General features: G+C 37.3%; 15 protein-coding genes. 9 read left to right on the top strand and 6 right to left on the bottom strand.

All coding sequences use genetic code 11. The features are described from left to right. Positions 1-69: 69 nt before the first annotated feature. The 6 genes from opp4A to glpT all read right to left on the bottom strand — a co-directional run bounded on the left by opp4A (position 70) and on the right by glpT (position 7,326). The gene (gene opp4A, locus RBB48_RS21580; protein WP_098133815.1) at positions 70-1,845 is read right to left on the bottom strand and encodes an oligopeptide ABC transporter substrate-binding protein; all 1,776 of its coding nucleotides are present in this window, start codon (positions 1,843-1,845) and stop codon (positions 70-72) included. Between the two features lie 12 nt (positions 1,846-1,857). After that, the gene (locus tag RBB48_RS21575; RefSeq protein WP_088061880.1) at positions 1,858-2,763 is read right to left on the bottom strand and encodes an ABC transporter permease; all 906 of its coding nucleotides are present in this window, start codon (positions 2,761-2,763) and stop codon (positions 1,858-1,860) included. Positions 2,764-2,780: 17 nt separating this feature from the next. Next, positions 2,781-3,746 carry an oligopeptide ABC transporter permease gene (opp4B, locus tag RBB48_RS21570; RefSeq protein ID WP_088061882.1) on the bottom strand — a complete coding sequence of 322 codons (966 nt, stop codon included), beginning with the start codon at positions 3,744-3,746 and terminating at the stop codon, positions 2,781-2,783. Between the two features lie 14 nt (positions 3,747-3,760). Further along, positions 3,761-4,687, bottom strand: a complete 927-nt coding sequence (locus RBB48_RS21565; RefSeq protein ID WP_149214214.1) for an ABC transporter ATP-binding protein — start codon at positions 4,685-4,687, stop codon at positions 3,761-3,763. Then, entirely contained in the window at positions 4,674-5,693 is a 1,020-nt protein-coding gene (locus RBB48_RS21560; protein ID WP_000795363.1) for an ABC transporter ATP-binding protein, read from the bottom strand. Before RBB48_RS21560 ends, RBB48_RS21565 begins: the two co-directional genes overlap by 14 nt. A gap of 283 nt (positions 5,694-5,976) precedes the next feature. Then, entirely contained in the window at positions 5,977-7,326 is a 1,350-nt protein-coding gene (glpT, locus tag RBB48_RS21555; protein WP_088061884.1) for a glycerol-3-phosphate transporter, read from the bottom strand. Positions 7,327-7,598: 272 nt separating this feature from the next. On the opposite strand from glpT, the gene RBB48_RS21550 reads away from it, so the two are divergent. The 9 genes from RBB48_RS21550 (at position 7,599) to fsa (ending at position 16,166) form a co-directional block, all read left to right on the top strand. Beyond that, complete coding sequence (locus RBB48_RS21550; protein WP_001132358.1) at positions 7,599-8,057, top strand: MarR family winged helix-turn-helix transcriptional regulator; 459 nt, start codon at positions 7,599-7,601, stop codon at positions 8,055-8,057. Between the two features lie 19 nt (positions 8,058-8,076). Next, on the top strand, positions 8,077-9,690 hold the full coding sequence (locus tag RBB48_RS21545; RefSeq protein ID WP_088608980.1) for an MDR family MFS transporter: 1,614 nt from the start codon (positions 8,077-8,079) through the stop codon (positions 9,688-9,690). A 138-nt stretch (positions 9,691-9,828) separates the two neighbouring features. Then, positions 9,829-10,800 carry a ribose operon transcriptional repressor RbsR gene (gene rbsR, locus RBB48_RS21540; protein WP_088608981.1) on the top strand — a complete coding sequence of 324 codons (972 nt, stop codon included), beginning with the start codon at positions 9,829-9,831 and terminating at the stop codon, positions 10,798-10,800. 13 nt (positions 10,801-10,813) lie between these two features. After that, entirely contained in the window at positions 10,814-11,710 is an 897-nt protein-coding gene (gene rbsK, locus RBB48_RS21535; RefSeq protein ID WP_097890010.1) for a ribokinase, read from the top strand. Further along, positions 11,707-12,102: a D-ribose pyranase gene (gene rbsD, locus RBB48_RS21530; RefSeq protein ID WP_097890009.1), complete on the top strand. Its 396-nt coding sequence runs from the start codon at positions 11,707-11,709 to the stop codon at positions 12,100-12,102. Before rbsK ends, rbsD begins: the two co-directional genes overlap by 4 nt. 18 nt (positions 12,103-12,120) lie before the next feature. Continuing rightward, positions 12,121-13,605 carry a ribose ABC transporter ATP-binding protein RbsA gene (rbsA, locus tag RBB48_RS21525; RefSeq protein WP_046953796.1) on the top strand — a complete coding sequence of 495 codons (1,485 nt, stop codon included), beginning with the start codon at positions 12,121-12,123 and terminating at the stop codon, positions 13,603-13,605. Positions 13,606-13,607: 2 nt separating this feature from the next. Further along, positions 13,608-14,543, top strand: coding sequence for an ABC transporter permease subunit (locus RBB48_RS21520; RefSeq protein WP_088061893.1), 936 nt, complete (start codon positions 13,608-13,610; stop codon positions 14,541-14,543). A 14-nt stretch (positions 14,544-14,557) separates the two neighbouring features. Then, on the top strand, positions 14,558-15,484 hold the full coding sequence (gene rbsB / locus RBB48_RS21515; RefSeq protein WP_088061895.1) for a ribose ABC transporter substrate-binding protein RbsB: 927 nt from the start codon (positions 14,558-14,560) through the stop codon (positions 15,482-15,484). A 34-nt stretch (positions 15,485-15,518) separates the two neighbouring features. Next, complete coding sequence (fsa, locus tag RBB48_RS21510; protein WP_000667662.1) at positions 15,519-16,166, top strand: fructose-6-phosphate aldolase; 648 nt, start codon at positions 15,519-15,521, stop codon at positions 16,164-16,166. Positions 16,167-16,291 lie beyond the last annotated feature (125 nt).

Below are 16,291 nucleotides of genomic sequence, written 5' to 3'. Positions count from 1 at the left end.
AATAGCGAGAGAAGGGTTATAAATAAAAAATAGCTCCTAGCATGTACCTCAGTGCTAGGAGCTATTTTCTTATTTCTCTGTTTCTGCTTTATCGCTTGTTACGCTAACTTTACCCCATTTGTATTGATCTTCTGGTGTATATTTATAATCTTTTACGCGATTATTTACACCTTTTAAATCAAATTTATAATGAAGTGGAATTAATGGTACTTCATCATGAACTAATTTTTGCCATTTATCGTATACATCTTTACGGTACTTTTCATCAGCAGCTTCTGGAGAAATACCTTGTTTTAATAATTCTGTGTTTTTTTCAGTAGCCCAACGTGGGTAATTGAACGCTGCATCTTTAGCCCAAATACCAGAAGGATCTGGATCAGATGCAGTTCCCCAAGCGGCAGCGAAAAGATCAACTTTTGGATCATCTTTTTTAATCATATCGTAGAAGGAGTTGAATTCGTGTAAGCGACCATCAAGAAGTTCTACTTTTAGGCCGATGTCTTTCCAAGATTGAATAAAGAATTTTGCAAGTGGTTCACTTACATCGCTACCACTCATTGATAAGAAATTAGCTTTAAATTCTTTACCATTCGGATCTTCACGGAATCCATCTCCGTTCGTATCTTTATAGCCAGCTTCATCTAATAACTTTTTAGCTTTTTCTACATCTTTATCATAGGCACCAACTTTATTGTTATGATATTTTGGTAGAGATGGTGGGATTGGTGAGTTAGCTGGATAACGTAGGCCATGATATAATTTTTCACCAATTTCTTTTCTATCAATAGCATAAGCCATTGCTTGACGTACACGAACATCTTTAAATTTCTCCTTATCCATCACTACTTCTTCTTTTTCTTTATCCATATGGCCTAACTTAAAGCCGATATAGCTATAGTATAAATCGGTTTTACCGACTAATTGTGCATTTTTTAATTTACTTACATTTGGATACTGATCTGCACTTACTTCAGCAATGTCAATATCACCATTTTTTAAGGACGCGTTAACAACGGAAGGGTTAACAACTTTTAAAACCATGCTTTTCAGCTTTGGTTTTCCGCCATAATAGTCATCAAAACGTTCAAATTCAACGGATTCTCCAGGAGTAATTTTCTTCACTTTAAAAGGTCCGAAACCAATTGGGTTTTTACGGATTTTATCAGACTCTGCTAATTTATCGATTGGTACATCTCCTAAGTATTTCTTATGAAGAGGATATGCCCAAAGTCCAGTTTTCACTGAAGGATTCGGTTCTTTAAACGTAATCGAAATTGTTTTTGGGTCCGTTACCTTGATACCTGAAATTTTTTCAGCTTTTCCATTGTGGTAATCTTCCATACCTTCAATCATTTGCATTTGAGTGTCATAGCGAGAACCAGCATATTGTTTGCTACCAATTACTAGATAAGAGTATTCTAAATCCTCAGCAGTAACAGGGTTTCCATCATGCCATTTTACATTATCTTTAATTTTTAGTGTAATTGTCTTTTTATCTTTAGAAATTTCATATGTAGCAGCACCATCATTCGTGTATTCCCAGTTTTCGTCATTTGATAATAAAGATTCATCAAAAATTGTAATGACCTGGTTATCAGGATCTCCTTCATATACAGCGAAGTTCAAAAGTCCTTCAAATGGTGTGTTAGAAACAAGACCATATGTTAATGAACCATCTTTAATTTCCTTTTTATCATTTTTAACAGATGCACTAAATTTATTTGTATCTACTTTTTTTGTGCTGCTCGTTTTTTCACTACCACCACTGCCCCCACATGCTGAAAGTAGTAATGTTGAAACTGCAAGTGTACTTAATACTTTGAAAAACTTTGGCTTATTTGTCATTTCTTCCACCCCTTATCCTTTTCTTTGTCTTGCGTCGGCCGAACGGCGTAGCGCTTGACCAATAAAATTTATACACAGCATCAATGTTAAAATCATGATTGATGCGGGTAACCAAATCCACCATTTCTCTTGTAATACATCTGGATTTCTAGCATAACTAACAAGTGTACCAAGGCTTGGTGTACTTTCTGGTAGACCAAATCCTAAGAAGGTTAGACCAGATTCAATACCGATGTTTCCAGCAAGGTTTAATGTAACGCTAACAATGATAATGGAACTTAAGTTAGGTAGTACTTGGAAAAGAATGATCTTCCAGTTTGGTGTTCCTAAAGTTTTTGATGCAGAGACATAATCGAGTTCTTTTTCAGTTAATACTTTTGAGCGAATTAATCTTGCCTTTCCTGTCCATAAGAACACGCTCATAATTAAAATGAAAGTGAAGATATTGAATGTAGGAACAAGTGTAATAAATACAATTACAAGCATTAAAAATGGTAAAACCATAACAAAGTCGATAATGCGCATAATGATATTATCAATTGCTCCTCCAAAATAACCGGCAATTAATCCAATTGAAAGGCCAATTACACAAGAAAGAATAGTAATTGCTAATCCAATTGTAAAGGAGTTACGTGTACCAATAATAAGTTGGCCGAAAATGTCGCGTCCTCCGTAATCTGTTCCTAACCAATGTTCAGCAGAGGGAGGAGCATAAATAGCGAATAAATCAACTCGTACAATATCTTCTTGTTTCATAATAAAAGATGTTGCGTAGACTGCTAGTAATAAGATTGCTAGGAAAATAAGTGAAAACATTGCTAATTTATCTTTACGAAGTTCTCGCCACATAATAGAGAAACCAGAAGGGCTTTTTTCGTAATGAATAACTTCAGTTTGTTTTTCAGGGTTTGCTAACATAACGTCATCTCCTTTCTTTAATCAATACGAATACGTGGATCGACGATGCTTAGAATAATATCTGAAAGGAGAGTTCCAAGTAACGTTGCAAATCCAGTAAACATAACGAGTGCAGTTATTACACTAAAATCACGCTGAGAGATAGATTGTATAAATAGTTGTCCAATTCCTGGATAGCTAAAAATACTTTCTAAAAAGATGGCACCGCCAACTAATCCTGTAATTTCATAGCCTAAGAAGGCTGCAATTGGTAAGAATGAATTTCGTAAAATATGTCTAGAATAGATTTTTGATTCTGGAACACCCTTTGCTCTTACTGTACGCACAAAATCTTTATGTTTCGTATCAATAATTTCGCTTCGTAAATATTGAACCGTACCAACTGTCGCAATTAATGCACCAGATAAAGCTGGTAATAGCATGTGATTCAATTTGCTTAAATAGTAAGCAAATGTACCTGTTGCAACTTGAGGATCCACGCTACCGCCGGTTGGGAATATTGCAAACTTAAATCCGAATAGGAAGAGCATAATTAATGCAAATATAAATAGTGGTGTAGCAAAACCTAGATAGTTGTAAATGGTAATGAGTCGATCAGCCCATGTATCATTCCACCGCCCACTTATAACTCCTAGTGGTATGGCAATTAAATAGGTAAGGATAAGAATAACAAGTGCTAAAGATACTGTATTTCCAAGTCGTTCTCCAATTAAATCGGTTACTTTCATTTTATGTGCATAGGAAATACCGAAGTCACCTTGGGCTGCATTTTTAATCCAGCGAACATATTGTGTTGCAACTGGGTCATTTAATCCAAGCTTTTCACGTTGTTCTTCAATCACTTTTGGATCCGCTTTTGGATTCATTGCTCTGCCGGTTAAGGCATCGCCTGGCATTGCCTTAGCTAATAGAAAGACAAGTACACTTAACACGAATAATTGCGGGATCATCACTAAAAATCTCCGTAATATAAACTTCCACATGTTTTATCACTCCCTTATGGTAATGCCACCCGGTGCGTTGGCGAGATTGCTTTTAAGTCATAAGCACGACCGTTTTCATTGAAATAATTTTCGTATGATTTCTCGTATTCAGAGCTTACTTGTTGACGGAGCTCACGCTGTCTCTCTCTGTTTTCAGGACGAATATCAGGAATTGCTGATATTAGGCGCTTCGTATAAATATGTTGCGGATTACTATAAATTTCTGCACTAGTTGCTTCTTCGACAATGCGTCCGCGATACATAACACCGATACGATCACACATATGACGAATTACACCTAAATCATGACTAATGAATAAGTATGTTAGTCCGAGCTCAGCTTGTAAATCTTGCAAGAAGTTTAATACTTGTGCTTGTACAGAGACGTCAAGCGCAGATACTGGCTCATCAGCAATAATAAGCTTCGGTTTTAATGTAAGAGCACGTGCAATACCAATCCGCTGCCTTTGCCCGCCGGAAAATTCATGTGGATATTTATAAATTGACTCTGGATTTAGACCAACTTTATCAAGATATTCTTGAACCGCTCTACGTTCTTCATCAGGTGAGAGCTTCTCAAAATTTCGAAGAGGCTCAGCAATAATGTCGAGAACACGTTTCTTCGGATTTAATGATGAATAAGGATCTTGGAAAATCATTTGAATATCTTTTCGTTGTTCACGTAGCTCGGAGCGACTTAATTTTGTTAAATCTCTATTATTAAAATGAATGCTACCCTCTGTTGCTTTCGTTAAATGCATAATTGCTTTACCCGTTGTTGATTTGCCACTTCCAGATTCACCAACGATCCCGTATGTTTCACCCGGTTGTAATTCAAAACTTACACCATCGACAGCACGCACGTAATCTAATGTGCGGCCGAAGAAACCACCTTTAATTGGAAAATGTACTTTTAAATCTTCTACTTTAAGCAGTGCCATGAGCTACGTCATCTCCTTTCTTATCTTGGAAGTTGAAATGCTTGTAGCAAGTACAACGTACCCAATGGTCTGGTTTTACTTCATGTAAAATTGGATTTTCCTCGTGTTGATCAGGTCTAATCCATGGAATTCGAGCTTGGAAGCGACAACCTGTGCGAGGAAGCTTCGCTAACGAAGGAACGACCCCTTGAATTACATGCAATTTTTCTTTTTCACCATACGCAGATGGAATGGAGTTTAATAGAGAACGAGTATATGGGTGAAGAGGGTTGTTAAAAATCTCTTCAACTTTTCCTGTCTCTACAACTTGTCCAGCGTACATAACGACGATACGATCTGCTGTTTCTGCGACAACACTTAAATCATGAGTAATTAAAATGATGCCCATTTTCGTTTGTTCTTGAATAGATTTTAGTAAGTCTAAAATTTGTGCTTGGATGGTTACGTCAAGAGCCGTTGTTGGCTCATCCGCAATAATGAGTGCTGGGTTACAAGCAATTGCAATTGCGATAACAATTCTTTGTCTCATTCCGCCAGATAATTCGTGTGGGTATTGTTTATATGTAAGTTCTGGTTTTGGAATACCAACTTGATGAAGTAGTTCTAAGGTGCGTTCTTTTTTTTCAACTTTTGAAAGGCTTGTGTGGTAGTCTAAGTTTTCTTCGATTTGTTTTCCAACTGTCATAAGAGGATCGAGTGCTGTAAGAGGTTCTTGGAAAATCATACCGATGTTTGATCCGCGTACTTTATTCATCTCTGCGGCTGACATAGTTAGTAGATCCTTATCTCTATAGTTAAGCTGCCCTTGTAATTTTGTATTTGCTTCATTATGCAGTCGCATAATAGAAAGGGCAAGTGCACTTTTTCCGCAACCTGATTCACCAACTATCGCGACAATTTCATTTTCATGGACAGTTAACGAAACATCATCAACTGCGGCATGATAGTGATCTTGTATGCGAAAGGAAGTCTGTAAGTTTTCAATGCGAAGAAGTGGATTCTTCATGGCTATCCCTCCATCTTTTCTGAAAAGACTAAATATTTTGTATGTTGTTGTTATTTTAATATAAATTGACAATGTTTGACAAGCATAAGTTGAGAAAATATTCAAAAATCTTTTTATACAGAGATTGAATGCTGTTATATAAGGGATTGAAGTTAGTTGAAAACGCTAACATATAAAAAGAGGAGAATAAATCTTTTGTAAGAAAAAAGATTTATATGTAGAAAAAAGAGAGGTGTTCTGGAAAGAACAGCCTCTCTTTTTTTGATAAGAATAATATTAGTACTTAAGCTTGTTTTGGTTTTGCAGATCCTGTCTTTAAAGTAAGAGCAAGGAAGAACATTGCAAGTACACAAGATACAAGTAATAAGATGAATCCGCCATCCCATCCGAATGCATCGACGATAAAGCCCATAGCTGCGCTAGCAAAAGTAGCTCCACCTAGGTAACCGAAGAACCCAGTTAAACCAGCGGCAGTTCCAGCAGCTTTTTTTGGTGCTAAGTCTAGTGCGTGTAGGCCGATTAACATAACAGGTCCGTAAATTAAAAATCCAATCGCGACAAGTGCGATACTATCAACCATTGGATTACCAGGAGGGTTTAGCCAGTAAACAAGAACGGCGATAAATACACCAACCATAAATAAAATACCAGCAGGTGCGCGGCGCCCTTTAAATAGTTTATCACTCATCCATCCGCAAAGAAGTGTACCTGGAATACCAGCCCATTCATATAGAGCGTAAGCTGTACGGGAGCTACTATGAGTGAAACTTTTTTCCTCTACTAAATAGGTAGGAGCCCAGTCTACAACGCCGTAACGTACGAAATAAACGAAAACGTTCGCGATAGCGATGTACCATAAAAATTTATTGTTTAGTACGTATTTAAATAAAATTTCTTTTACTGAAAGTTCGCGTTCTCGATCTTTTACTTTTTCATCTGATGGATATTCTCCAGTATGTTCTTCGATAGAAGGTAATCCACAAGATTGAGGTGTATCTCTCATCGTAATTAATACATAAATACCAACTAAAATTGAAAGAATACCTGGGAAGTAAAAAATACTCTTCCAGTCATTTGCGAAGAAGTATAAGCCTAATGTCACAAGAGAAGGCATAAGAGCGCCACCGACATTATGAGCAACGTTCCAAATAGACATTTTTGTACCACGTTCACTAATAGAGAACCAGTGAACCATCGTACGACCACAAGGAGGCCATCCCATACCTTGTACCCATCCATTTAAAAACTGAAGGACAAACATAAGTATAATGCTCGTTGTAATGAAAGAAAATGAGCCGAAAATAATATTAATGATACCTGATAAAAATAGCCCAGCTGCTAAAAAGTAGCGAGGATTACAACGGTCGGATACGATACCCATAAGAAATTTACTTAATCCGTAAGCGATAGATACTGCTGAAAGGATAACCCCAAGTTCCCCTTTACTAAAGCCTTGTTCGATTAAGTATGGCATCGCTAGTGAAAAGTTTTTTCGAACAAAGTAGTAACCTGCGTAGCCGATGAAGATACCTAAGAATACTTGTAAACGTAATTTACGGTATTCGCTATCAACGCGATCAGCTGGTAAGCGTTCCGCGTGGGGCGCAGGCTTAAATAATTGTGTGAAAAACATAAAATGAAAATCCTCCCCTAATGAATTCGAAATGTTGTAAGTCAGAGAGAATATAAAAAGGCCATGAAATATAAAAAAGTTTCCTTTTTTATGATTCATAGCCGTATACTCCGATTCTCCGTGACTGTCAATATTAACTTCGTCGAAAATTATACAACTTTGTGACAGAAATGTAAACGTTTTTATAAATAAAAAGTGTTGACGGATTTTGTTTGTGGGATTAATATTTAAATACGTTAAATATTTTATTGCTTAAATAAGAGGTGGATAACATGCCAAATGATATGACGCATATCGATAAAATTCAAGCTCTTGCCTTTTCGATTGGAAAGAAAATGCAGACGGAGTTATTAGAACAAATGCAAGCAACAGGACTTACACCACCGCAGTTTTATATTTTAAAGATTTTAGATCATTACGGTGCTTCAAGAGCGACAAAATTAGCAAAAAAGATGTATGTAAAGCCTAGTGCAATTACAGTGATGATTGATCGCCTAATTGACCAAGAGCTTGTAGAACGCTATCACGACAAAGATGACCGTCGTGTTGTCATCATTGAGTTAACAAAAAAGGGGAAAGCTAGAGTAGAAGAGGCAATGACCGCTCGTAATGAGCATATTGCAAAATATTTCTCACATTTAGAATTACAAGAAAGAGAAGATTTGTTACGCCTCTTTGAGAAGTTAGAAACAATTATTTGCGGGACACAAGAGAAAAAAGAGAATAACTAAGAGGAATTGAGGAGATTACATGGAGCAACAAGAAAACATAAATAGAAAGTTGCTGTTAATTGGTTTAATAATCGCGATGCTATTTGCTGCATTAGATGGAACGATTGTTGGTACAGCAATGCCGCGTATCGTCGGTGAACTAGGCGGATTAAGTTTAATGACGTGGTTAACAACAGCTTATATGTTAACATCAACGACAGTTGTACCAATTGCAGGTAAATTAGCGGATTTACTTGGCCGTCGTAACGTATATATTACAGGACTAGTTATCTTTATGGTTGGTTCGGCGTTATGTGGTATGGCAAATGGTATGACAGAATTAATTATTTTCCGTGGTATTCAAGGTCTTGGTGGCGGTATTATGATGCCAATGGCTATGATTATTATCGGAGATATGTTTACGGGAAAAGAACGTGCGAAATGGCAAGGTATTTTTGGTGCGTTATACGGTCTTGCTTCTGTAATTGGACCACAAGTGGGTGGTTGGATTGTAGACGCAGTGAACTGGAGATGGGTATTCTACATTAACTTACCAGTTGGTATTTTAGCAACAATCTTTATTGCAATGGGATTAAAGTCACATAAACAAACAGGACCGATCAAGATTGATATTGCTGGAATCTTTACGATGATTCTCGGTGTTGTAAGTTTATTACTTGCATTAACGTTTGGCGGAAAAGATTATCCATGGGATTCTTGGCAAATTATCGGTTTATTTGCATTAGCTCTAATTGGTATTATTAGCTTTGTTATCGTTGAAACGAAAGCAGAAGAACCGATTTTACCGATGCATTTCTTTAAAAATCGCACGTTTACAATACTGAATGCGATTGGTTTCTTTATGAGTATCGGAATGTTCGGTGCGATTATGTTCGTACCATTCTTCATGCAAGGAATTGTAGGAGTAAGTGCTGCTGAATCAGGAACAATTATGACACCGATGATGATTACAATGATAGTGATGAGTATTATCGGTGGTCAACTTGTATTAAAAGTTGGTGTGAAACCACAAATTATTACAGGGATGCTTATTATGGCTGGTGGTTTCTGGTTATTAACAACGATGGATATGCACACGACTAAACTTACTGCTACTTTCTATATGAGTATTATCGGTTTAGGAATGGGTCTTGTTATGCCGACATTAACATTAGCGTTACAAGAAAGTTTCCCGAAAAAAGATCTTGGAGTCGTAACATCATCAAGTCAGTTCTTCCGTCAAATCGGTGGAACATTTGGTATTACAATTTTAGGGTCAATCATGAATAACACTTCAGGTACAACATTAACAAATAAATTAGTACCTGTATTAGATACGTTCCCGAAAGAAGCGGGCCAAATGGTAACGAAATTTAAAGATATGATTCACACAGATCCACAAGGTTTATATTCGATGCTATTTAGTCCAGAGGCATTAAAACAAATGCCAGAAGCATTCGCTAACAGCATTGTACCAATCTTGAAAAACTCTTTAGTAGACTCACTTCATACTGTATTCTTAACAGGATTAGTATTTATCGTAGTAGGCGCTATCTTTACGATTTTCTTACAGAAGATTAAACTGTCAGATCGTAAAAAAGATGCTGAAGAGCCAGCTACAGAGGAAAAAGAACAAACTGTATCCTATTCGTAATGAAAAAGCATCGCCTTATGGCGGTGCTTTTTTTGAGTATAACCTTAAAAGCTTTTTCATGAGAAATGATTGACGTATTTCTAGAAATACGTTATATTGTTTTCTGTAAACGGTTACATGGGATGGAGAGGAAAGAGAATGAGTACGATTAAAGACGTTGCGAAATTAGCGGGAGTATCTGTGGCGACCGTTTCCAGAGTGTTAAATAAAAATGGATATGTTCATGAAGATACATTAAAGAAAGTAGAACGAGCGATTGAGATGCTAGATTATAAACCTAGTACAGTAGCGCGTTCATTGTATAATAAAAAATCACGTTTAATTGGCTTAGTTGTTCCAAATATCGTGAATCCATTCTTTCCAGAAGTTGCACGTGCCGTAGAAGATGTAGCGCATAAACAAGGATACACAGTTGTCCTTTGTAACTCTGATGAGAGTTTAGAGAAAGAAAAGCAATATATTGATGTACTTAGGCAAAATAATGTGGATGGATTTATTGTAGCAACGAATCCACAAAATAGTGTTAATTACATGAAGTTGTCTGTTCCAGTTGTTGCAATTGACCGTATGTTTAATGAGCGTATCCCTACTGTATATGCAGATAACTATGCAGGGAGTCAGGCAGCGACAAAGCTATTAATAGATAAAGGCTGTAAACATATTGCGCATATTCGCGGACCGCGTGATGTAAGCACTGCTAATGAACGTTTTGAAGGTTTTGTAGACGTTATTACGCAAAATAATCTTTCTTATATGATTGCAGAGAGTACATTTGATCCAGCTAATAGTGAGCGTGTAACAGTGGAATTATTAGAAGAATACCCACATATTGATGGAATTGTTGCTGGAAATGATTTAATTGCAATAGGTATTGTAAAGGCTGCACTCCAAAAGGGGATTTCTATTCCAGATGATTTACAAATTATCGGATTCGATGGAATTTCTTTAACAGAAATGATGTATCCATCTATTACAACTGTTGCACAGCCAATTTATGAAATGGGGAAAATTGCAACAGAGCTGTTGTTAGAGCAGATGGAAGGAAACGTATTAGAAGAGAAACACTATCGTTTACCGATTGAAATTATAGAACGAAATACAACGAAGTAAGGAGATGAAACAGATGCCAAATATTGCAGTGGTAGGTAGTATTTCAATGGACTTAGTGGCTGTTTCAAAAAAACGTCCGAAAGCAGGAGAAACAGTAATTGGTGAAGCATTTCATACAATCCCGGGAGGGAAAGGAGCCAACCAAGCAGTTGCTGCAGCTAGATTAGGCGCAAATGTAGCGATGGTTGGGGCGGTTGGAAACGATAATTATGGAACTGTAGTTAGGAACAATTTAGAGAACGAACGCGTTTTTATCGACTATGTGGTACCGGTTACAGATACAGCGACAGGAATTGCTCATATCGTTTTAGCAGAAGAGGATAACAGTATTGTTGTCGTGCAAGGGGCAAATGCTCTTGTAAATGAGTCGGTTGTAGATCGTTCAAAAGATCTTCTTATAAAAGCAGATATGGTTGTTCTTCAACTAGAGATTCCACTTGAAACAGTAAAATATGTATTGGCTATTTGTGAGGAGCATAATATTCCAGTTATGTTAAATCCAGCGCCAGCACAAGTGTTATCAGAAGATATTTTAGAAAAGGCAACTTATATTACACCAAATGAACATGAGTGTCGCATCGTATTAGATGATTTCACGTCACCAATTGAAGGTTTACTGGCTAAATATCCAAATAAACTATTGATAACAGAAGGTTCTAAAGGTGTTCGTTTCCATAATGGTACGGAGATTGTACATGTTCCTAGCATCGCTGTTGATGTAGTAGATACGACTGGAGCTGGTGATACATTCAATGGTGCATTAGCAGTTGCGCTTTCTGAAGGAGAAACACTTCAAAAAGCAATTCGTTTTGCGAATATTGCTGGTGGCCTTTCTGTAACGAAACTTGGAGCACAGGGCGGTATGCCAACGAGAGATAGAGTACGTGAAGTGCAGGTGATTGTCGGTTGAAAAAGCACGGTGTATTAAACAGTGAGATTGCATCAGTCCTTGCTTCACTTGGACATACAGATACGATTGTAATTGCAGACTGCGGGTTACCAATTCCTGCCGGAGTAAAACGAATTGATTTAGCTGTTGAGATTGGAAAACCTAGCTTTTTAGACGTATTGCAAGTGGTAGCTGATGATATGGCAATTGAAAAAGTAACGTTAGCAGAAGAAGTCATTAATAATAATGCGGAAGTAAATAAAGAAATCGAGCTGAAATTAATAGAGTCAGCATTTGAATATGTATCGCATGAACAATTTAAAGAGCACACGAAGAAAGCGAAAGCAATTATTCGTACAGGAGAGGCTACTCCTTATGCCAATGTAATTTTACATGCAGGCGTGATTTTTTAATAAAAGGAAGTGATGGGAATGCGTATTGAAATGAAAAATATTTCAAAGGCGTTCAATGGCAATCCTGTTTTGAAGAATGCACAGTTTATGATTGAAACAGGGGAAGTCCATGCATTGATGGGGGAAAATGGAGCGGGCAAATCAACGCTCATGAAAATTTTAACAGGTGTATACAAAAAAGATGGTGGAACAATCACGATTGATGGACAAGAACGAACTTTTAAAAATGCGAAAGAAGCAGAAGAGTACGGTATTGCATTTATACATCAAGAATTGAACATATTATCGAATTTAACAGTAGCTGAAAATATGTTTCTCGGTAAAGAGTTAATGTATGGGAAGACAGGTATTTTGCGTACGCGTCAAATGAACGCGATTGCGCAGCAGCAACTAGCGGAGTTAGGGTTACATGTAAAAGGCGCTATGTTGGCAGGAGAGTTATCGGTTGGACAACAGCAAATTATCGAAATTGCGAAAGCGTTAATGACAAACGCGAGCGTTATTATTATGGATGAACCTACAGCTGCATTAACAGATCGTGAAATTGAAACGTTGTTTACTGTCATTAATAAATTACGTAAAGAAGGCGTTTCGTTCGTTTATATCTCACACCGAATGGAAGAAATTTTTTCAATATGTGATGCCATTACGATTTTACGTGATGGGGAATACGTAGGAAAGAGACTCATTCCGGAAACATCATTTGATGAAGTAGTGAGTATGATGGTGGGGCGCAGCATTGGTGAACGTTACCCAGAGCGAAATAGTCAAATTGGCGATGTCATTTTTGAGATGCGTAACGGAACGAAAAAAGGGAAGTTTGAAAATGTTTCGTTTCAAGTAAGAAAAGGTGAAATCCTTGGTGTTGCTGGTTTGATGGGAGCTGGCCGTACAGATATTATGAAAGCGATATTTGGATACGAACCTTTAGATTCTGGCCAAATTTTTATAAATGGACAAGAAGTAAAGATTGATAGTCCGATAGATGCGATTAGACAAAGAATAGCTTTTATTACAGAGGATAGAAAATCTGAAGGGTTAGTTTTAGATTTCTCAATTCGAGAAAATTTAGCTTTACCGAATTTAGAAAGTCTTTCAAAGGGAAGTGTCTTAAGTAACGAACTAGAACAACAGTTTACAGCGGATATGATGAAACTTCTTAATGTGAAAGCAGCTAGTGGAGAGCAAGCGGTGAAATCTCTTTCTGGTGGAAATCAGCAAAAGGTTGTTATTGCAAAATGGCTAGGTATCCACCCGCAGTTACTCATTTTAGATGAGCCAACACGAGGTGTAGATGTTGGAGCGAAAAAAGAAATTTACTCTATTATGAATAAGCTTACTGAGCAAGGCGATGCCGTTATTATGGTATCATCTGAGCTTCCAGAAGTTTTAGGAATGAGTGATCGTGTTCTTGTTATTCATGAAGGAAAAGTCGGCGGCATTTTAGAGAAAGATGAGGCATCACAAGAGTCTATTATGGCACTAGCTACAGGGGGAGAGTAAGGATGGCTAAGAAGGGGAATGTATTACAACAACTCGGTTCTTTAATCGGTTTAGTATTAATTATCGTCGTAATTACAGCTTTAAATCCGGCATTTATTGAGATTCCAAATTTATTTAATATACTGCGTCAAGTATCGATTAATGCGCTTATTGCATTCGGAATGACCTTTGTAATTTTAACAGGGGGTATTGACTTATCGGTAGGTTCTATTTTAGCATTATCAAGTGCACTTGTTGCTGGAATGATGGCAAGTGGCATGGACCCGTTCCTTGCGATGGCAGTTGGATTATTAGCTGGTCTTGTAATGGGAATTGTAAACGGTATCATCATAGCGAAGGGAAAAGTAGCTCCATTTATTGCAACTTTAGCAACAATGACTATTTTTCGTGGGTTGACGCTTGTTTATATGGACGGACGTCCGATCACTGGTCTTGGTGATCATTTAATGTTCCAAATGTTTGGTCGCGGTTATTTTCTAGGTATTCCGGTACCAGCTGTTACAATGATGATCGCTTTCGCAGTACTGTACTTCATTTTGAAGAAAACGACATTTGGTCGCCGTACATTTGCAATTGGTGGAAATGAAGAAGCAGCAGCACTATCAGGTATAAATGTTACGAGAATTAAAGTAATGATTTACGGTCTTTCCGGAATTTTGGCAGCGCTTGCAGGTATTGTCTTAACATCACGACTAGATTCTGCACAGCCAACTGCAGGTACTTCTTATGAATTAGATGCAATTGCAGCAGTTGTATTAGGTGGAACAAGTCTTTCTGGGGGAAGAGGATGGATTATTGGTACATTCATCGGTGTACTTATTATCGGTGTACTAAATAACGGTTTAAATTTATTAGGTGTATCTTCTTTCTTCCAACAAGTTGTAAAAGGACTTGTAATCTTACTAGCTGTATTAATTGATCGCCGAAAAGAAGCGTAATGGAGGGATAGTTCATGAAGAAATGGTTACTTATACTCGTTGCATGTATTATGGTCATTACTGCTGGTTGTTCAATGGAACCACCAGAATGGGCAAAGGATTCTAGCGATAAAGGTCGAAATAAAACTATTAAAGTTGGATTCTCTGTTTCAACTTTAAACAATCCATTTTTTGTGACTTTGAAAAAAGGAGCAGAAAAGCAAGCGAAAGCAAGCGGCATTGAATTGATTGCTGTTGATGCACAAAATGATGCAGCAAAGCAAACGAACGATGTTGAGGATTTAATTCAAAAAGGTGTCGATGTAGTTGTTATTAATCCGACCGATTCAGATGCTGTTGCTTCAGCAGTAAGTGCGGCAAATGCTGCAAATGTTCCTGTTATTACAGTAGACCGCGTTGCAAATTCGGGTAAGGTTGTTTCTCACATTGCATCTAATAATATCGAAGGTGGTCAAATGGCTAGTGATTACATTCGTGAATTAGTTGGCGGGGGAGCAAACGTTGCTGAGTTAGAAGGAATCCCTGGATCTTCTGCTGCTCGTGAGCGTGGGAAAGGATTCCATAACGTAGCTGATAAGTCTTTAAAAGTAGTTGCAAAACAAGCGGCTGATTTTGATAGAGCTAAAGGATTATCTGTTATGGAAAACATTTTACAAGCGAATGGTGATATTAAAGCCGTGTTTGCGCATAACGATGAAATGGCATTAGGGGCACTTGAAGCATTGAAGTCTTCTGGAAAAACAGATGTAGTCGTTGTTGGTTTTGATGCAACAGAAGATGCTGTAAAAGCGGTTAACGATGGGCGTATGGCTGCAACAGTTGCTCAAAAACCGGAATTAATCGGGGAGAAGGCGATGCAAACAGCAAAAGAGATAACACAAGGTAAAAAAGTGGACAAATCTATTCCGATTGAATTAGAGCTTATTAAGAAAAACAAATAAATATAAAATGAAAATCAGGAAGGAAGAATAACAAATGAAATTTTTTATTGATACAGCAAACATTAACGAAATTAAAGAGGCAAATGCATTAGGAGTATTAGCTGGAGTAACGACAAATCCATCACTTGTAGCAAAAGAAGGCGTAGATTTCCACGAGCGTATTCGTGAAATTTGCAACGTTGTAGAAGGACCTGTAAGTGCAGAAGTAATTAGCTTAGAAGCTGATAAAATGATCGAAGAAGGAAAAGAGTTAGCGAAAATTGCTCCAAACGTTGTTGTAAAAGTTCCAATGACAACAGAAGGTTTAAAAGCAGTAAAAGCATTCTCTGACTTAGGAATTCGTACAAACGTTACATTAGTATTCTCAGCAGTTCAAGCATTACTTGCAGCTCGTGCTGGTGCAACATACGTTTCACCATTCTTAGGTCGCTTAGACGATATCGGTCATAACGGTATGGACCTAATCCGTCAAATCGCAGAAATCTTTGCAATTCACGGTATTGAAACAGAAATCATTGCAGCATCTGTACGTCACAGTGTTCACGTAACAGAAGCAGCATTAAACGGTTCACATATTGCAACAATCCCAGCAAACGTAATTGCTTCATTAGTGAAGCACCCATTAACAGATCAAGGAATTGAGAAGTTCTTAGCTGATTGGGAAAAAACACAAGAGAAATAATAGAAAATCGAGAATCCTAGTTTAATTGACTAGGGTTCTTTTTTTATTTAAAAGAATTTTCATGCAATTTTGCATATTGTCTTTTAAATTTGTTATATAAGCTATTTAATATATATCAAATCACT

It is taken from the genome of Bacillus sp. MMSF_3353, from assembly GCF_030733445.1.
Taxonomy (GTDB): domain Bacteria; phylum Bacillota; class Bacilli; order Bacillales; family Bacillaceae_G; genus Bacillus_A; species Bacillus_A wiedmannii.
This window is presented reverse-complemented; position numbering and strand designations above follow the sequence as displayed.